Annotated in this window: 19 protein-coding genes; 6 read left to right on the top strand and 13 right to left on the bottom strand. The window is 67.7% G+C overall.

The genetic code is table 11. The features are described from left to right. Positions 1-274: 274 nt before the first annotated feature. Entirely contained in the window at positions 275-1,174 is a 900-nt protein-coding gene (locus ACWESM_RS18145; RefSeq protein ID WP_355073331.1) for a cutinase family protein, read from the top strand. A 69-nt stretch (positions 1,175-1,243) separates the two neighbouring features. On the opposite strand, the gene ACWESM_RS18140 is transcribed toward ACWESM_RS18145, so the two are convergent. Next, positions 1,244-1,597, bottom strand: coding sequence for a hypothetical protein (locus ACWESM_RS18140; RefSeq protein ID WP_452492692.1), 354 nt, complete (start codon positions 1,595-1,597; stop codon positions 1,244-1,246). Positions 1,598-1,825: 228 nt separating this feature from the next. Then, entirely contained in the window at positions 1,826-2,440 is a 615-nt protein-coding gene (locus ACWESM_RS18135; protein WP_364434063.1) for a histidine phosphatase family protein, read from the bottom strand. 88 nt (positions 2,441-2,528) lie between these two features. Here ACWESM_RS18135 and ACWESM_RS18130 point away from each other — a divergent pair, with 88 nt between their 5' ends. Beyond that, positions 2,529-3,107 carry a Uma2 family endonuclease gene (locus ACWESM_RS18130; RefSeq protein ID WP_356963275.1) on the top strand — a complete coding sequence of 193 codons (579 nt, stop codon included), beginning with the start codon at positions 2,529-2,531 and terminating at the stop codon, positions 3,105-3,107. Positions 3,108-3,243: 136 nt separating this feature from the next. Here ACWESM_RS18130 and ACWESM_RS18125 read toward each other — a convergent pair whose 3' ends face one another. Together ACWESM_RS18125 and lysX are read right to left on the bottom strand one after the other, a co-directional pair. After that, entirely contained in the window at positions 3,244-3,456 is a 213-nt protein-coding gene (locus ACWESM_RS18125; RefSeq protein ID WP_355073325.1) for a hypothetical protein, read from the bottom strand. 100 nt (positions 3,457-3,556) lie between these two features. Beyond that, complete coding sequence (gene lysX / locus ACWESM_RS18120; protein WP_364434058.1) at positions 3,557-6,880, bottom strand: bifunctional lysylphosphatidylglycerol synthetase/lysine--tRNA ligase LysX; 3,324 nt, start codon at positions 6,878-6,880, stop codon at positions 3,557-3,559. Positions 6,881-7,182: 302 nt separating this feature from the next. On the opposite strand from lysX, the gene ACWESM_RS18115 reads away from it, so the two are divergent. Beyond that, positions 7,183-7,401 carry an RNA-binding S4 domain-containing protein gene (locus ACWESM_RS18115; RefSeq protein ID WP_039794186.1) on the top strand — a complete coding sequence of 73 codons (219 nt, stop codon included), beginning with the start codon at positions 7,183-7,185 and terminating at the stop codon, positions 7,399-7,401. 52 nt (positions 7,402-7,453) lie between these two features. Here ACWESM_RS18115 and rraA read toward each other — a convergent pair whose 3' ends face one another. The 9 genes from rraA to ACWESM_RS18070 all read right to left on the bottom strand — a co-directional run bounded on the left by rraA (position 7,454) and on the right by ACWESM_RS18070 (position 12,889). Then, the gene (gene rraA / locus ACWESM_RS18110) at positions 7,454-7,942 is read right to left on the bottom strand and encodes a ribonuclease E activity regulator RraA (RefSeq protein WP_364434054.1); all 489 of its coding nucleotides are present in this window, start codon (positions 7,940-7,942) and stop codon (positions 7,454-7,456) included. A gap of 140 nt (positions 7,943-8,082) precedes the next feature. Continuing rightward, the gene (locus ACWESM_RS18105; RefSeq protein WP_355073320.1) at positions 8,083-8,448 is read right to left on the bottom strand and encodes a DUF5313 family protein; all 366 of its coding nucleotides are present in this window, start codon (positions 8,446-8,448) and stop codon (positions 8,083-8,085) included. Between the two features lie 50 nt (positions 8,449-8,498). Then, positions 8,499-8,873 carry a DUF5313 family protein gene (locus ACWESM_RS18100; RefSeq protein WP_397278776.1) on the bottom strand — a complete coding sequence of 125 codons (375 nt, stop codon included), beginning with the start codon at positions 8,871-8,873 and terminating at the stop codon, positions 8,499-8,501. A 74-nt stretch (positions 8,874-8,947) separates the two neighbouring features. After that, on the bottom strand, positions 8,948-9,403 hold the full coding sequence (locus ACWESM_RS18095; protein ID WP_355073317.1) for an SRPBCC family protein: 456 nt from the start codon (positions 9,401-9,403) through the stop codon (positions 8,948-8,950). 99 nt (positions 9,404-9,502) lie between these two features. Then, complete coding sequence (locus tag ACWESM_RS18090) at positions 9,503-10,411, bottom strand: CopD family protein (protein ID WP_397278865.1); 909 nt, start codon at positions 10,409-10,411, stop codon at positions 9,503-9,505. 50 nt (positions 10,412-10,461) lie between these two features. Beyond that, on the bottom strand, positions 10,462-11,001 hold the full coding sequence (locus ACWESM_RS18085; RefSeq protein ID WP_452492689.1) for a copper resistance CopC family protein: 540 nt from the start codon (positions 10,999-11,001) through the stop codon (positions 10,462-10,464). Further along, positions 10,998-11,654 (bottom strand): YcnI family protein, encoded by a 657-nt coding sequence (locus ACWESM_RS18080; protein ID WP_364434040.1) that lies wholly within the window; start codon positions 11,652-11,654, stop codon positions 10,998-11,000. Before ACWESM_RS18080 ends, ACWESM_RS18085 begins: the two co-directional genes overlap by 4 nt. A gap of 39 nt (positions 11,655-11,693) precedes the next feature. Continuing rightward, positions 11,694-12,230 carry a hypothetical protein gene (locus ACWESM_RS18075; RefSeq protein WP_452492687.1) on the bottom strand — a complete coding sequence of 179 codons (537 nt, stop codon included), beginning with the start codon at positions 12,228-12,230 and terminating at the stop codon, positions 11,694-11,696. 14 nt (positions 12,231-12,244) lie between these two features. Beyond that, positions 12,245-12,889 carry a DUF6474 family protein gene (locus ACWESM_RS18070; RefSeq protein ID WP_355073309.1) on the bottom strand — a complete coding sequence of 215 codons (645 nt, stop codon included), beginning with the start codon at positions 12,887-12,889 and terminating at the stop codon, positions 12,245-12,247. Positions 12,890-13,602: 713 nt separating this feature from the next. On the opposite strand from ACWESM_RS18070, the gene ACWESM_RS18065 reads away from it, so the two are divergent. From ACWESM_RS18065 to ACWESM_RS18055, 3 genes are all read left to right on the top strand, one after another. After that, positions 13,603-15,210, top strand: coding sequence for a TM0106 family RecB-like putative nuclease (locus ACWESM_RS18065; protein WP_355073760.1), 1,608 nt, complete (start codon positions 13,603-13,605; stop codon positions 15,208-15,210). A 27-nt stretch (positions 15,211-15,237) separates the two neighbouring features. Continuing rightward, positions 15,238-17,196 carry a molecular chaperone HtpG gene (gene htpG, locus ACWESM_RS18060; protein WP_452492685.1) on the top strand — a complete coding sequence of 653 codons (1,959 nt, stop codon included), beginning with the start codon at positions 15,238-15,240 and terminating at the stop codon, positions 17,194-17,196. Between the two features lie 172 nt (positions 17,197-17,368). Then, positions 17,369-18,187 carry a class I SAM-dependent methyltransferase gene (locus tag ACWESM_RS18055; protein ID WP_355073305.1) on the top strand — a complete coding sequence of 273 codons (819 nt, stop codon included), beginning with the start codon at positions 17,369-17,371 and terminating at the stop codon, positions 18,185-18,187. The last annotated feature ends 17 nt before the right edge of the window (positions 18,188-18,204 follow it).

The following is an 18,204-nucleotide window of genomic DNA, read 5'->3' as shown; positions in this document are numbered from 1 at the left end:
CTCGTCCACAGGCGCCTTTTCGCGTGCGATTTCCCGGCTTCGAGTCGCCCCGGCCACGGAAATCCGACACACTGCGGGGTTCGAATGGCATTGCGGCGGGCGTGGCCTTATTGTGATCTCCGGCGTACTGCTGATCTTGGGATGTGGTTATGAGCGCACCTCATCCGGTCGGGTGACTTCTGTTCACCCGGCGTGCACTGGAACGACATCCAGTGCGTTCAGCATTGACGCGGCAACTCGGCGGGAAGTCGACGAGGGCGAGGTTTGGAGCGGTATGCAGTGGAAGAAGGTCGTCGCGGCTCTGGGTGCGTCCGCGACCGTGATGTCCGGATTGGTTCTCGGTAGCGGTTCGGCGAACGCCGCCCCCGGCTGCCCGAGCCTGTACGTGGTGGCGATCCCGGGTACCTGGGAGACCGGGCACGAAAAGAATCCGCAGCCGGGCATGCTGTCCGGCGTCACCCGTGGCCTGCCGTCCTCCGCGGAGGTCGATTACGTGACCTACGCCGCGACCGCCTTCCCCTGGGAGGGCGAGGTTTACGGCAACTCCAAGAAAGAAGCGGTCGACAACGCGCGTGGCCTGATCGCGAACATGGCGCAGCAGTGCGGTGCGACCAAGATCGCGCTGGTCGGCTACAGCCAGGGCGCGGACGCCGCCGGTGACCTCGCCGCCGAGATCGGCACCGGCCTCGGTGTCGTGCCGCCCGACCGCATCGCCGGCGTGGGCCTGATCTCCGATCCGCGTCGTTCGCCCACCGACATCCAGGTCGGCCCGGTCGCGCCGGGAGCGGGCGCCGGTGGTCCCCGTGTCGGCGGCTTCGGCTGGATCAGTGACCGCACCCGCACCATCTGCGCGCTCGACGACCTCTACTGCGCCACCGCGACCGAGGACTTCGTCACACGGTTCGCCGGTTTCCTCGCCCAGGCGTCGGACGCCAATCCGGCCAACATGTGGCGCTACCAGATCGAGGCGGGCAACATCTTCGGCGATCTGATGAGTTCGGGCGGTGTCCCGGTCCTGCAGGCGCAGCTGACCGACTCGGCCAACGAGCAGCGAGTCAAGGACCTGGAGCGTTTCTACAAGTCGCAGGCGCACACCCTGTACGGCAGCTACCCGGTGGGTGGCGGCCAGACGGCCATCTCCTGGATGCACAACTGGATCGCGGGCATGGCCTGACCTGGCACCGAAACCACAGGGCCCACCTCCGAACTCGGAAGTGGGCCCTTTTCGATGCGGCCGGAGGGTCTAGCTGGACCCGGTGGGCGGAAGCACATGGAAGAAGTGCTTCTGCCGCGGGCCATCCCGCCACGGGCCGTTGTCCGGCCCACAGTCCGGGCCGTCGTGCCGTTCGAAATGTTCGAAAAGACGAGGCCCGTTGTCCGGCCCGTCGTGCCGTTCGAAACGTTCGAAATGACGAGGGCCGCCGTCGATGTCGGTGCCCTGCTGCGGCGCGTCCACTAGCTGGATCTGCGCCTGGTCGGCGGTGGTTTCGGCGGACGCGGTCGCCGCGAGGGCCGCGAGGGGGACGGTGACCAGCGCACCGGCCGCGGCGACCCCGGCCAGACGCCGCAGCGGCGTAGCGGTTTTGGAGAGCGACACGGAATTCCTTTCTCTCGAACCGTGAGTCGCCGTTCGGCAGCGGCTCACCGGTCCTATCGAAGGTTCGGTCACTGGGACATCGGTGCGACGGGCCTGGCAATCGGCTGTGAATAACTCAGGGCGTGGCGATCAGCGGATCGCCGGCATGGTCTGAGCAGGCACCGAAAACGTAGGGCCCTCCCGTGACTGGGACACCGGTGCGGTCGGCCTGGCAATCCTCGTGAGTGCTCAGCTCGAGGCGATATTGCGGGGCAACAGGTCCCAGACGTGCCCGTTCTCGTTGACGGTGGCGGCCGTGCGGCGCCCCGTGCGGGAGAACAGGATGCGGGTGATCGAGCAGTAGTCGATGGGGAAGGTCAGCGGCCTCTCCAGCTCGAGGACCTCTTGCAGCAGCACGTTGATCACACCGCCGTGCGCGAACGCGACGACAGTGTCGGCCGGATCGGTGGCCGCGACGATATCGGCGACCGCGGCGTACACCCTGGCCTTGAATGCCGCACCGTCCACCTGCACCGGAAGATGCCCGGCCTTGATCCGGTCATAGGCGTCGCGGAATTCGACCTTCGCGTCCTCGATGGGAATGTAGGCCGGTAGATCGCGATCGTATTCGGCGAGGTCGTCGACGACATCGACACCGAGCCCCAGTTTCGTGGCGGTCGGCGCCGCCGTCTCCCGAGCCCGGCGCTGCGGGCTGCTCACCACCCGGGAGATCCGGTGATGGCCGAGAGCCGCGGGCACCCGCTCGGCCTGCTCCAGCCCTACCGGGGCCAACTCCGGATCGGCGGGCCCACCCGAAGTCAGCATCCGGACCGGCTGGGCATGGCGAACGAGAATCAACTGCACCCACCCCACTCTGCCGCATACCCTTGGCCCACTCCATCCGGCCCCATCGACCCTTCGTCCGGCCCACCAGGGGTGACATACTCGAACCATGACCGTCGAGCCGTTTCCGCAGTGGCTGCGCCCGCCGCCGGGCGGGTTCGTCGCCGAGGATCTCGATCGCCTGCCAGACCTTCCCCCGCACACCGAGCTGATCGACGGGAGTCTCGTCTTCGTAAGTCCGCAGGCGAAGTTCCATATGTTGGTGATCACGCTGCTCGACTCCGTGCTCCGCCATTTCGCCCCGGCGCACCTTCGGGTGCGGCGGGAAATGACAGTGACGCTCGGGCGGGACCAACGTCCGGAACCCGACCTGGTCGTCATCCACGCCGACCGTGACGGCGGTCCCGAACTCACCTCCTATCTCGCCGATGACGTCGTCTTGGCAGTCGAGGTGGTGTCGGCGGAATCCCGCACCCGGGATCGCGAGCGGAAGCCGCAACTCTATGCCCGCGCGGGCATCGCTCACTTCTGGCGAGTGGAGAACGTGGATGGCCGCCCCGTCGTCTACGTGTACGAACTGGATCCGGCCACGAAGACGTACGCGCTTACCGGAATTCACCACGATCGCCTGAAGCTGACCGTGCCGTTCGATCTGGATATCGATCTCACCGAGATCGATCGGTTGTAGAAAGGTCGGTTCGGCTCGGTTGGCCGACCACGGCCAAGAGCCGCCAGTGGCGACGGAATCGGCATCCGACCGCGCCTGAGACCACAGCGACGACGGCCCGGTTCGTATCGAGAAGCCGGGCCGTCGGTGTCTGCCGTTAGTTGTTCTTCCTGCGCTTGGTCAGCAGGTAGATGCCGCCGATGATCAGGGCGACCACCAGCAGGCAGCAGAGTGCGCCGATGATCAGCCCGCCGCCGCCCCTGCTCTTCTTCTTTTTGGCGGCCAACTCGAGCGCGGAGTTCCAGGTGTCGGGGCTGGCCCATACGGTGTGGTCCAGCAGACTCGCGTTCGTCAGCAGATCAAGGTACATATCCGAACCCCTTCGGTGTCGCGGCCTCCTCCCGGGGCCGAATCTCCAAGGGTAGCGGTCCGATTCGTTCGATGAGCATCCTTCCAGGACGAAGGCTCGGTCAGCGTGGTTTCACCAAGGGGAACGGCAGTGTCTCGCGGATGCTGCGTCCGGTGATCAGCATGACGATCCGGTCCACGCCCATGCCGAGCCCGCCGGTCGGCGGCATGGCGTGCTCGAGCGCCTGTAAGAAGTCCTCGTCGAGCTCCATCGCCTCGGGGTCACCGTTGGCCGCGAGCAGTGACTGCTCGGTGAGCCTGCGGCGCTGCTCCACGGGATCGGTGAGTTCGCTATAGGCGGTGCCGAGTTCGACACCCCAGGCGACCAGGTCCCAGCGCTCGGTCACGCCCGGGATGCTGCGGTGCTGTCTGGTCAACGGGGACACCGAAGTCGGGAAGTTTATGTAGAAAGTCGGCTCCTGGGTGTGGGATTCGACCAAGTGCTCGTACATCTCCAGCACCACCTGTCCGGCGTCCCAGCCGTGCTGACAGGGCACCTCGGCCTTTTCGCACAGTTGGCGCAACTCCTCGACCTGGGTCTCGGGTGTGATCTCCGTACCGATCGCCTCCGACACCGCGCCGTGCACCGTCCGCACCCGCCACTCGCCGGAGATGTCCACCTCCTCGAAGGTCCCGTCGCCACGGGGCCGCAGGGCCACCATGGCGCCGTTGGCCGCGATCGCGGCGTTCTGGATCAGCCGTCGGCAGGTGTGCATCATGCGCTCGTAGTCGCTGTGCGCCTCATAGGCCTCGAGAATGGTGAACTCGGGATTGTGGCTGAAGTCGACGCCCTCGTTGCGGAAGGTGCGCCCGATCTCGAACACCTTCTCCATTCCGCCGACGCACAGCCGCTTCAGATACAGCTCGGGGGCGATGCGCAGGTACAGGTCGAGGTCGTAGGCGTTGATGTGGGTGAGGAACGGCGTGGCGTTGGCGCCGCCGTGCACCTGTTGCAGGATCGGCGTCTCCACTTCCAGGTAACCCAGGGAGTTCAGCGAGTCCCGCAGCGAGCGCATCACCGCGCTCCGTTTGGCCAGCACCTCGCGGATCTCGGTGTTGATCGCCATGTCGACGTAGCGCTGCCGCACCCTGGCCTCGGGATCGGCCAGTCCCTTCCACTTGTCCGGTAGCGGGTGCAGGCATTTGCCCAGCATCCGCCAGTCCGCCGCGAGCAGCGACAGCTCACCGCGCCTGCTGGCCCCGATCTGACCGCTCACCTCGATCAGGTCGCCCAGATCGAAGAACTCGCCGAACTCGGCGCTTCGGGCGGCGCCGACCCGGTCGCGATCGATGACGAGTTGGATGTCGTCGGTCCAGTCGCGGACCACCGCGAAGATCACGCCGCCGTAGTCGCGGATGCGCAGCAACCTGCCGCAGACCCGGACCGTGGTGCCGCGCGGGGAACGCCGCGCATCGGCGACGGTGTGCGTCGGCGGGTAGGCGACGGGATAGGGATCTATGCCGGAATCCGTCAGCCGCGCCAGTTTGTCCATGCGCACGCGAACCTGTTCAGGTCTGCGTGGCAACTGCTCCGCACTCTCGTGCTCGGGGATATCCGGCGCGCTGCCGTCGGTGTGCAGGCCCGTCACGGTGGCGGGCACCGCGACATGTTCGCCGGTGTGGATCGCGGTGTCCGGCTCCTTGCCGAACCGGGGCAGGAAGCCCTCCGCCAGCGCGCTGGCCATCGCGACGCGGGGGAGGTGCCTGCGATCTTCGAACAGGAAGAACCGGGGCACCCAGTGCGGCTGATACTTCACATTCGAGCGATACAGCGCCTCCAACTGCCACCAGCGGGAGAAGAACAGCAGCACGCCGCGCCACAAGCGCAGCACGGGACCGGCTCCGATCCGGCCGCCCTCCTCGAACACCGAGCGGAACACCGCGAAGTTCAGCGATACCTTGGTGATGCCGTACAGCTCGGAATGCAGCGCGAGCTGCGAGATCATCAGCTCCATCACGCCGTTGGGACCCCCGGGGTCGCGGCGCATCAGCTCCAGCGAGACGCCGGTGCGGCCCCACGGCACCAGCGACAGCATGCCGAGCACCCGGTCCTGCGGATTGACGGCCTCGACCAGCAAGCAGTCGCCGTCCAGCGCATCGCCCAGCCTGCCCAGCGCCATGGAGAACCCACGCTCGGTCTCGGTGTCGCGCCAGGCATCGGCGCGGGCGATGATCCTGCGGAACTCTTCGGCGGGGATATCGCGATGCCTGCGGATGCGGACCACGACACCGTGCTTGCGCAGCCGGTTGGCGGCCTGACGCACCGGCTTCATCTCGGGTCCGGCCAGCGAGAAGTTCCTGGTATCCAGAATGGCTTCGTCACCGAGGCGCAGCGCGGAAAGACCCGCCCGCCGGTACGCCGTCGCCCCGACCTCGCTCGCGCCCATCACCGCGGGCGCCCAACCGAACTGATCGGCCTCCCGCAGCCAGGCATCGATGGCCTGCGGCCATGCCTCGCGGATGCCGATCGGGTCACCACTGGCCAGAGAGACGCCCAGTTCCACCCGATAGGTCACCGCCGCCTTGCCGCTCGGCGCGAACACCACCCCCTTGTCCCGGCGGGTGGCGAAGTAGCCGAGCGAATCCTCCACGTCCGAGCGCTCCAGCAGTCCGCGCAGCGCCGACTCGTCGGTGCCGGTCATCGCGTTCGCCGCCCGCTGCGAGCGCAGCAGGATGACCACCGCGGCCAGCAGCGCGACAGCGCCGAACAGGCCGAGCAGGAAGTTGACGAACGGTCGTGGATGTCCGTCGAAATGCTCGTTGTCCGCCAGCACCGCCGCGGTCACCCGGTAGATCGCCCACCCAGGCCGCTGCAGGCCCGGCGGAAGACTGCCGGGGAACATTTCCACGAGTCCCCACCCCAGCAGCGCGCCGATCGCCAGTCCACCGACCAGCACGCCGAGCGCTTTCCACCCGGCGCCGCGGCGCACCTTGGTGTAGAACTCCGGCCATGCCGCGATGAGCACGCCGATCACGGCTAGGTGCACCACCATCGCCACCAGCGCGTGAATACTGCCGCGCTCGGCGAAGGCCATGGCGTTGACCACCGTGTAGATCGCGAGATAGCCGATCAGCAACCACCAGGCGATCCGTTTGCGGCTGGTGATCGCGCCGGCCGTCAGCCCGACCACCAGCGCCCACATCAGGTTCGTGTCCGGCGCGTCGAAGTAATAGGTATCGATATAGCGGCGCGGCACCTGGGTCAGGAAACGCAGCGCGGGCGAGAGGCTCCACAGGAAGCACAGCACCGCGAATACACCGAGCGTCAAACCCGCGATATGCGGCACTTCCGAAAGTCGGCCATGACCACGGTGTGGAACCGGCGGAGTCGGTTTATCCGCCGGTGGTGCGGTGTCGAGGTGTTGCTGGGCTTGCGTGGAGGTCACGGAACCAGTGTGTACGTGAGTGTGTCGGATTTGCCAAGCCTGCGGCGCGCGTGTTTGTGCGGTGTTTGTACGGTCCGGACTCGAGCGCGGCGTGTTCGCCGCCGAGAAGGCTCGACGACGAACTTTTGTGATTCCGCGCTGACCTGGGCGGAGCGGCCGACCAAATCGGTGTGAATTCGTTGCATACGGTCGAGACGTTCCGATTTGTGCGCGGAGCGGGAGTGCGGCATAGTTGCCCGGAGATCGCTGGGGACCTGGGGCGGTGTTCGGCGAGTTCGGATGGGGTAGTAAGTATTTACCCCATGTCGGAACCAGTCGAAGTACCGATCGATGACGACGTTATTCGGCTCGGCCAGTTTCTGAAGCTGGCCAACCTGATCGATTCGGGTTCGGAGGCGAAGACGGTGATCGCCGCCGGATTGGTGCGGGTGAACGACGAGGTGGAACTGCGGCGCGGGCGGCAACTGCACATCGGTGATGTGGTCGCGCTCGCCGGTCACAAGGCGATCGTGTCCGCCTGATCGCCGCCGGGTCGCGGCGAACGGGCGGATTCGGGCGCGCCGCCGCACCGGCTCAATCCTCGGCGCGTACCACGATGCCGTCGTGGTCGCTGTAGAGCATGTCGCCGGGGACGAAGGTGACCCCGCCGAACTCGACCGGTACATCGCGGTCGCCGCTGCCGGTCTGGGTGCTCTTGCGTGGGTTGGTGCCCAGCGCCTTGATGCCGATGTTCAGGGTGCGCAGGATGGCGGAGTCGCGAACGGCGCCGTTGACGATGACGCCCGCCCAGCCGTTCTCCACGCCGCGCCCGGCGATGATGTCGCCGACCAGCGCCGTGTGCACGCTCGCACCGCCGTCCACCACCAGTACCTTGCCGTCGCCCGGCTCGCCGAGCGTCTGCTTGACCAGCAGATTGTCCTGGAAGCAACGGATCGTGGTGATGCGTCCGGAGAATGCCGCCCGCCCGCCGAACTGGATGAACTGCGTGTCGCAGCTGCGGATCTCCGGGCCGATCTCGTCGGCCAGATCTGCGGTGGCGATTACATTCTGCGATTCCGTCATGGCGTTCATTTTCCAGCGCCTGCGGCGCTGGGGGTTTGCGGCCCCCCTATGGCTGGCGTCCGAGCGTCAGGCTTCGGTCGATGGGCGTCGGCTGCCCTCGCGCGTGGTCGATCGGCGCGTTACTTCTGGGGGCGGCGGTGTTATCTGTGGCCGTAGCGCAGTTCGTACAGGTCGCGGTCGTGTTCGGTGCACTTTCCGTGGTCGACCAGGTCGGGGTTCAGGCCGTGCTGGACCAAGCGGAAGCGGCGCCAGACGTAACTCAGCGCGACCGTGAAGACGATCAGCGGAACGATCATCATCACGATCAAGCCGATCTTCAGCGGCATCGGCCCGGGGAACAGCAGTACCAGGGCGAAGAACGGGATGATCGGCCCGATGAAGCGGACGAGATAGCGTTCCATGGCCCCGTGTCCGACGAGGTCGTGGGTAACCCACTCGTGCAGCTCCTCGGGGAGCTCGCGGCCGAGATCGTAGGCGATCCGCTGCGTCAACGTGGGGGTTTTCATTCCTCCAGGCTATGCCTGTGGTAGAAGGCACCGCCAGGTCTCGATGCGGGTCATCCACGTCCGTGTCGGCGCTCGTACTCCAGCCGCTCATGCTCGCCCCGACGGCGGGCGTCGGCATCCGCGAGCGCGGGGTCGAGACCGTGCTTGATCAGCCGATGGCGCCGGTAGACGTACAGCAGCGCCACGGTGAAGTAGATCAGCGGGATGTACAACAGCGCCATCATCGCCAGACCCATCCACAGGGGGCCGGGCAGCAACAGGAACAGCATGAGCACCGGAAGCACCGGCACCAGAAACCGCAGCAGGTAACGCCGCGTAGCGCCCGGCCCGACCAGATCCTCCCGCACCCAATCGGACATCGATTCCGGCAGGGTCCTGCCGAAGATATAACCGATCCGCTGTCCGACCGAGGGTGTAGCACTCACCCCTCCAGCATGACAGCCCGAGCCTCACCTACGGTCCGACAACCGGTGGCAGCGCGCGACGAAGTCGCGGCAAATCAAACAGAGCGCGCGTGGAACGCCGCTATCTGGGTGACGAGGTTGTGGGTGGTGTGCTGCACGGCGATCTTGACGAACGGCTCGATGGTCTTGCCGAGGGCCCGTCCCGCCAAGCCGCCTGGCACCCGGAAGTCCACGATCGCGTCGACCGTGCACAACCTGTCGCCCTTGGCGTGGAACAAGAAGGTGGATTCGACGTCGAAACCCTTGATGGACTCGACGCCGATGGCGAAGTCCCTCTCCCAGCGGATCACTCGGATCCGCGACTTCAGCGAGGCGGGCCCAAGTTTCATGTGCCCGTCGAAGGTGGCGCCGACGCCTTCGGTCTGCTCCCCGACCGGGGTGAAGGACTGGATACCGTGCAGGAACCGCGACAGGTTCCGGTAGTCGTTCACGTAGGCGAACGCGGACTCCGCCGAGGCCACGCAATCCTCGACGATCTTCACTTCGGTCATGCGCAGACCTTAACGGGTGCGGTCGGACGCAGTCCGTCCTCGGCCCGCGCATGGCCGGAGCGACGGCGGAGGTACGTAACCGGGACGCGGAGCTGCGGCTCAGGCTGTTACCGCGAGAGTCGCGGCGAGGCCGAAGGCGAGCGCCATCACGACCACCTCGGCTACCGCGCGGCGCAGCGAGTCCTTCGCGTCCATCCGGTGGTCGGCCGCCTTCGGCACCCAACTGCGCCGCCACCACCAGCCGAGCGCCAGCAAGCCGAGCAGCACCACGGTCTTGGCGAGCAGAATCCGGCCGTAACCGGTGCTGACGAACGGAGCCACCCCACCGACCCGGATCAGCCCGTTGAGCAGCCCCGTCACCGCCACGACCGCCACCAGGGGCAGCGCCACCGCCGAATACCTGGGCAGCACGGCCGCCCACTCGCCGCGGGTCCGCACGACCAGCGCCAGCGCGACCAGCAACCCGAACCAGGCGCCCGCCGCCAACGCGTGCACCGCGGCGAGAACCGACCCGAACGCCTGTTGCGACATGTGCCCGGTGATCGGCCGCAACGCCAGCGCGACCGCCGCGAACACCAGCACCAGATCGGCGGAGGCGGACTCGGGCCGCCGGAAGGCCAGCGCCGATCCACCTGCCACCGTCGCGACGCCGACCAGGATCGCGATCCCGACCTGCCCGCCGCTGACGTCGACCAGATAGGTGCCGAACTCTCCGGCGCCGAGTCGGCTCACCGGAACGCCGACCACCTCCGCGGCCTCGAAGACCAGCACGGCGAATTCGGCCACCGCCCAAACCCCGGCGAGTACCGCGAGCAACCGCCATGGTGTCCGCGAGCGCGGCGCCACCCTGGGCAGCGCGGCCAACCCGAGCGCGGTGGCCCCGATGCCGTCGGCGACCACCCGGACCACGGCCTCCCCCGGCAGCGGTCCAGGAAGGATCAGGACCCAGGCGAGTACGACGCCAAGCAGCCCCGCCGGGAAGGTCAGCAACACCGCGGGCCATGGCATCCGGCCGGGGGCGCGCCGAGCGCCGTCCCGGCCGCCGGTCTTCACGTCGCTCACCGCTTCTGGTCGCGGCTCCTGCCGCCGAACAAGGCGAACGCGAGCCCGCCGCCGAACAACACGACCGCGCCGACGACGAACACCCACAGCGGGATCCCGTCCGAGCCGTCCGAGCTGTCGTTCGCCTTCGCGTTCGGCTTCGGCCCCGGCGTGCCGTTGCCCGGCTTGCCCAGCATGAAGTGCCGTTTGCCGCTGACCGGGTGGCCGTCGGCCGAGGTCACCCGATAGGCGATGGTGTATTCGCCGACCGGGCCCAGCTCGCCTACGGCGACGCTTACCGTCTTGCCCTCGACCACCGGATCGCCCTTGGACCACAGATTGCCGTCCGGTCCGACGACGGTGAGCGACGGGAAGCTGGGCTGGAGTTCCTCGTTGAACGTGACGCTGGCGCGGTCCGGGCCCGCGTCTACGGTCGCGTTGTCCTCCGGGACGCTGCCGGTCGCGGCGGAGTGCGCGGCGGCGACTCCCGTTGCGGCGATGCCGAACCCGAGCAGAAACAGTCCCGCCACGAGGGCGGCGAGGAGGCGGCGGCTCATGCGCGCCGCCCGCGGATCACGTTGCCGACGCCGAGCGCGACACCGAGCAAGCCGAGGGCCAGACCGATCCCGCCGAGCCAGCGGGCCGTCTGGTCCTCGTGGTCGGCGTCTTCGTCTTCGGCTTCGCTGCTCACCGCGTGCCCGTCCGCGTGGTCTTTCGCGGCGGCCAGGGTGATCGACGGGGCCGGATGTTCCGGTTCGTCGCCGTTCTGCTGGACCGGTTGATCCCAGTTGACCACCTTGCCGTCGGAATAGGTCTGCTTGGCGGGGAAGCTCACCGAGTCCAGGGCGGGCAGTGGGCCGACGGACAGCGCGAAACGCTGGAACTGTCCGGGCGGAATGCCCGGTGCGCCGGGATCGGCGGTCCAGGTGATCGCGGTGATCTCCTTCTTGTCGTTGCGTTCGACCTTGGCCGACCATCCCGGAATCGGTTCGTTCCGAGCGGATTTCAGGTTGGGCAGGGTGACGGTGAGCGCGGTGGTGCTGGCGGTGTCCGATTCGGTGGGCACCCGGAAGGTGGCGACGGCGTATCCGCCTTGCGCCGCGCCGGGCGCGTCCACCGTGACGTGTGCCGCGGCGGCGCCGCCCGCGAGCAGAACGAGTGCCGTTGTGGCGACCGTCGTCGTGACGGCGCGCGAAATCGAGCTGGGCATGCTGAGGTCTCCTGTGCGAGAGGAATGGGTGTCGGAGGATCAGACCGACACCGGCGGCGCGCGAGGACCGAGCGCACCCAGCGGAGCACAGCGATAGGGCGGTAGGCCGGGATCAGCCCAGAGCGGCGCGCCGGCGATTCGCATCCGCCGCGGCGGAGCGAGAATCACGCGCAGTGCACCGGAGGCGGCGGCGGAAAGCCGCTCGGCGAGGATGATCAGTGCCGCGCAAGCGACCGTCGCGACGGTGTGCGCGAGCAGCATCCATCCGGTCGGCAGCGGGGAAATCGTTGTGGCGTCCGTGGTTCCGGAATGGTCGTGGTCGACCAGCACCGACAGCGCGGCGTGGCTCAGCAGCTGGCCCGCGCCGAGCAGCCCGGCCACGACGGACGGGCGCGGGCACGCTCGTGCGGTTCCCGCGGCCGAGCCGACTCCGGCGGCGATCAGCAACAGCAGCGTCAGCTCGGTGGAGCCCGGCGCACCGCCACCCGCCGCACCGTGTGCGGCGACGGCGAGCACGCCGACCAGCACGCCGACCAGGCCGCCACGCAGGTGGCCGGTGATCGGGTGCGGAGACATCGGGACGAGGAAACTCAGCGCACGCCGAGCCGGGCCAGAATGTCCGACTCGATCCCGGACAGCTCGTGGGAGATCGACGCGTGCACGGAACGGCGGCGATTGGCGGGCATCTGGTCGGAGGTGTGCACGGCGGCCGTCAGGCTGCCGAGGCGGTCCTTGGTGGCGGCGACGAACTTCTGCGCCTCGCCCTTGTCCTTGCCGTCCTGCGAGCCGATCTTCGTCAGCGCCGCTTCGGCATTCGTGATCCGCGCCTGCAGCTTCGCGCCGTGTCCGGTGAAGTCGCCGAGCTGGTCGATGCCGACGCCGAGCTGTTGGGCGCGGCGGGTGTCGAGCTGTCCGCGCAGGAAGGTCGCGCCGCGGTAGGCGAGCGGAGCGAGTACCGGGATGAGCACACGGGCCACCCCGAGGTATTTCTTCACCTGACCGGCGCTGAACGGATCGCGTTCGGCCTTGGCCGCCACCTTGAGCGCGGCCTTCTCCTCCGCCTGGAACGTCGCGATCTGCGCCTTGGCGACCTTGCGCTGGGTGCGGGCCTCGGCCCGGCGCGCTTTGCGGTCGTTCTTCGCGACGAGCTTGGCCTCCATCACGGCCTTGTGCTTGAGGGCTTTCGCCTCGGCCCTGCGGCTCGGCCGCCGCTTGCGCTTCGTGAACAACCCCATCGAAGGCCCTCCGTCATGCTGGTTCGCCATGGCAGTACGACGCCGGGGAAGCCCGTCCGCCCATGTCACACGCTTTGCCGTTACCCTATCGGGTCCACGCCGTCAGCTGCGAGAGTAGTGCGGCCCGCGCGCACGGCGCCCGGCAATTCCCATCCCAGCCGAGCGACTGGTCGGCAAGGCTTCCTTTCTCCATCCGGTGCCGTGCTGGTCGACGTCGAGCGGCCACGCCGCACCACCGCCTGGAACATCGTCCGTACCGAGCGGCGCGCTCCGTGGTTCGAAGTGAAGTGGTGTTGTCGGCAGTGGGGTCGACGCGATCGCCAATGTGAGTACCGCGTATGTGCGGGTCACCGCCCTACGCGCCCAGCGCACCGTACCCCCGGTTTCGAGCGAAGCGAGACCGAGCATGCGCCGTTCGCGGCCCGGCTCACGTCCGAGTGGCCGCCGCGTTCGCGACGCAGTCGCCAGCGGCGGTCGCTCGGACGTGAGCCACAAGGGGGCCGCGAACACGCCGCGACGAAGTCGCGGCCAGACCAACACAGCGCTGAAATTCAACACTGTCGGGGGGAGGGACCATACTGCTTAGCGTGGATTCGGACATCGGTGACCGGGATGGTCGCAAGCGCAACGGAACGGCCGTGGATCGGGCCACCGACGTGCCGGCCGCCTTCATCGATGCCAGGGCGCTGATCGGCTGCCGCCATCGCCTGCGTATGGACGCCGCGCACCCCGAGGCATTGGCGGGGATCGTCGAGGACGCGGGCGTACGCCAGCGCCGGGACGCCGCCGTCGCACACCGCGCCCGAGTGCGCGACGCGCTGGTCGGCGCGGACCCCGATGCCTGGGTGGTGATCGATCCCGGACTGCGCGCCGCCGAGCGCGCCGAAGCGACGATGCGCGCGTGCGAAATCGGGGCACGGCACATCTGGGGCGGACTGCTACCGCAGGAGCCGGACACCGGCAGGCGCGGAGGTTCGGAGATCCTGCTGCGCGACGTCGAACGCGGCGGCTACATCCCGATCATCGTGGTGAACCACAAGGTGACCGACCCGCGTCAACCCGAGCGCGCCGACTTCCACCCCACCACCTCGGACCCGTATCACTGGGACCCGCAACCGGATCCGCACCGCAAGCTACGCCAGCAGCCCCGCGACCAACAGCGGCTCGCCCACCTGCACCGGATGCTGCAACGGCACGGCCTGGCCAGCCCCGCGCTGGTCGGCGGCGTCATCGGCTTCGATTTCGATCGCATCCTGGTCCACGACCTGGCGCCGCTGCTGGCCGATTACGACCGCCGCTACGCCGACCGGATCGCGGTGGTGCGCGGCGAGCTGCCCACCATCCCGTCGAAGGTGCCCGAGTGCAGGCAGTGCCCGTGGTGGACGCGAGGAGTCGATGGCCCGAGCTGCGAGGGCTGGCTGATCGAGCATCGTGACGTCAGCCTGGTGGCGCCCGGCTCCCGCGCCGAGGTGCTGCGCAGGCACAACGTCGAGACCATCGATGAACTCGCCGCGTGGGTGGGTGAGGAGCCCGAGGATTGGCAGCACGGCCCGTTCGACGAGGCCGTGGTCACCGCGCGGGCGTGGATCGTCGGCGCCCCGCTGGTGCGGCGGGTCGAGAGCGTGCAAGTGCGGCGGGCGGATGTGGAGGTCGACGTCGATCTGGAGAGCTTCCAGGAGTACGGCGCGTACCTGTGGGGAACGCTGCTGAACGGCGTGTACCGCCCGTTCGTCACCTGGGATCCGTTGCCCACCGAGGACGAGGGCCGCTCTTTCGGCGAGTTCTGGACCTGGCTGATGACGGTGCGCGCCGAGGCGACCGCGACGGGCAGAACATTTGCCGCGTACTGCTATTCGCGCACGGCGGAAGACAAGTGGCTGTACGAATCGGCGCGCCGGTTCGCGGGCAGGCCCGGCGTGCCGACGGTGGAGCAGGTGCGCGCGTTCGTGGACGGACCGCAATGGGTGGACATGTTCCAAGCCGTCTCCGACCAGTTCATCTGCCCGAACGGCAAGGGGTTGAAGAAGATCGCGCCGGTCGCCGGGTTCTCGTGGCGTGATCCCGAGGCGAGCGGCGAGGCGTCGATGAGCTGGTACCGGCTCGCGGTCGGCTACGACGGCGCCACGCCCGACGCGACCCAGCGCACCCGTTTGCTGGAGTACAACGAGGACGACGTCCGCGCCACCCAGGTGCTGCGCGAATGGATGACCACCCGCGCCGACGCGGAGGTTGCCGGTCTCGCCGATTTCCGGCAGGTTCCCGATGCGCGGTCGCCCGGGACCGTCGCGGGTTACGCGGCGGCCCCACCTTCGGCTCCGTAGTCAGCGCACGGCGGTACCATCGCGACCGTGACAGAGCACGTCGAACAACTCGAGTTCCAGGCAGAGACCCATCAGCTGCTCGAGCTGATGATCCATTCCGTCTACTCCAACAAGGACACCTTCCTGCGGGAGCTGATCTCGAACTCCTCCGACGCGCTGGACAAGCTGCGGCTGGAGTCCTTCCGAGACAAGGATCTGCACGTCGACACCTCCGACCTGCACATCGAACTGGAGGTCGACAAGGACGAGCGGATCCTGACCGTCCGGGACAACGGCATCGGCATGTCGCGCGCCGAGGTGGTCGATCTGATCGGCACCCTCGCCAAGTCCGGTACCGCCGAGCTGCGCAGGAAGCTGAACGAGGCCAAGTCCGAGGCCGCCGCCGAGGAGCTGATCGGCCAGTTCGGCATCGGTTTCTATTCGACCTTCATGGTGGCCGACAAGGTCACCCTGACCACCCGCCGCGCGGGCGAGGCCACCGCCACCCGGTGGGAGTCGAACGCGGGCAGCTCCACTTACACGATCTCCGAACTCGACGAGGCCCCGCAGGGCACGTCGGTCGCGCTCCACCTCAAGCCGGTGGACGAGGAGGATCACCTCTTCGACTACACGCTGGAGTGGAAGCTGCGCGAGATCGTCAAGAAGTACTCCGACTTCATCTCCTGGCCGATCCGCATGCAGGTGGAGCGGACCGTCACCGAGGGCGAAGGCGAGGCCGCCGAGGAGAAGACGATCCTCGAGGACCAGACGCTCAACTCTATGAAGGCGCTGTGGACGCGCCCCAAGAGCGAGGTCTCCGACGAGGAGTACAAGGAGTTCTACAAGCACGTCAGTCACGGCTGGGACGATCCGCTGGAGATCATCCCGCTGAAGGCCGAGGGCACGTTCGAGTACCAGGCGCTGCTGTTCATCCCCTCGCACGCGCCGTTCGACCTGTTCACCCGCGAGCACAAGCGCGGCGTCCAGCTCTACGTCAAGCGGGTGTTCATCATGGACAACTGCGAAGAGCTGATGCCGGAGTACCTGCGCTTCGTCAAGGGCGTGGTGGACGCGCAGGATCTGTCGCTCAACGTCTCCCGGGAGATTCTCCAGCAGGACCGGCAGATCCAGATGATCCGCAAGCGTCTGGTGAAGAAGGTGCTGTCCACGGTCAAGGATCTGCAGGGCGCCGAGGACCAGGCCGGCTACCAGACCTTCTGGAAGGAGTTCGGCCGCGTCCTGAAGGAGGGCCTGCTCTCGGACTTCGACAACCGCGACACCATCCTCCAGGTCTCCTCGTTCGCCTCGACGAACTCCGAGACCGAGCTGACCACGCTGGCCCAGTACGTGGAGCGGATTCCCGAGGGGCAGGACACGATCTACTACATGACCGGCGAGACCCGTCAGCAGGTCGAGAGCTCCCCGCATCTGGAGGCGTTCAAGGCCAAGGGCCGCGAGGTGCTGATCCTGACCGACCCGGTCGACGAGATGTGGGTCGGTTCCGTACCGGAATTCGACGGCAAGGCGTTCCAGTCCATCGCCAAGGGCGAGGTCGATCTGGAGACCGAGGAGGAGAAGAAGGCCTCCGAGGCGCTGCGCGAGCAGCAGGACAAGGACTTCGCCGATGTCCTCACGTGGCTGGGCAAGACGCTGGAGGAGAACGTCAAGGAGGTGCGCCTGACCAACCGGCTCACCACCTCTCCGGCTTGCCTGGTCGGTGACGTGTTCGACTTCACGCCGATGCTGGAGCGGATGTATCGCGCCTCGGGCCAGGCGCTGCCGGAGAGCAAGCGGATTCTGGAACTCAACCCGACCCACCCGCTGGTCACCGGCCTGCGCGACGCGTACGCGGCCGAGCGGGAGAAGGCCGACGCCGGCACGGCGACCGAGCTGTCGGAAACCGCCGAACTGCTGTTCGGCACGGCGGTGCTCGCCGAGGGCGGTGAACTCAAGGATCCGGCGCACTTCGCCCACATCCTCACCGATCGGCTCACTCGCACTCTCTGAACCATCCGCGACCGGAGGACCAGCAATGTCCTCCGGTCGCGGCCGGTGCGGTCGGCGGCGTTTCGGCCATTTCTCGGTTACGGTGACGGGCGGGATGGCATATTCGCAGGACTGGGGAGTTCGCCCCCGGGTGGCGCGGTTAGATGTGGATGCCTGAAAGGATCGTCACGACATGTCCGCAAACCCGCTTGCCGTCGCCGAGCCGTGGGATCTCGTCGCCGACGGATATGACGAGTTCGCACCCGCGATAATGCAACCGTTCTCGGCGCGGGCGCTCGAGTTCGCATCGCTCTCGCCGGAATCGCGCATCGTGGATGTCGCGGCGGGGCCGGGCACGCTCAGCCTGCTGGCCGCGGGTCACGTGGCGCAGGTCGACGCCATCGATTTCGCGGAGTCGATGATCGCGCGCTTGGCGAAGAACGCCGCTGCCGCCGGGCTGGTGAATATCCGGGCGCAAGTGGGTGACGGACAAGAACTGCCGTACGAATCCGACCATTTCGACGCCGGGTTCTCCATGTTCGGACTGATGTTCTTCCCGGACCGCGCTCGTGGGTTCGCCGAGCTGTTCCGAGTGTTGCGGCCGGGCGGGACGGCGGTGGTGTCGAGCTGGGCGCCGATCGCGGACTCGCCGCTGATGCGGATGATGTTCGGTGCCTTGACCGCGGCCGACCCGGACATCCAGGAGCCGCAACCGAACTTCCTGAGCCTGGAGAACCCGGAGGTCTTCGAATCGGAGATGCGCGGTGCGGGCTTCGAAGCCGTGTCCATCCAGCGGCATTCGATCGCGCTCACCTTCGGCAGCCCCGAGGAGATGTGGGAGACCATGGTGCGCAGCAGCGCCCCGTTGGAACTCATGCGCCACAACGTGAGCGCGGAGGTCTGGGCGCGGCGCGCCGCCGTCATGAAAGCGTTTCTCGCCGAGAAGTACCGGCCGCACTGCCCGTTGTCCACCACGGCCTACCTCGGCATCGGCCACAAATCGGGGGAATGAGAACAGCGCGCGACCCT

The organism is Nocardia sp. NPDC003999, assembly GCF_053604885.1.
This window is presented reverse-complemented; position numbering and strand designations above follow the sequence as displayed.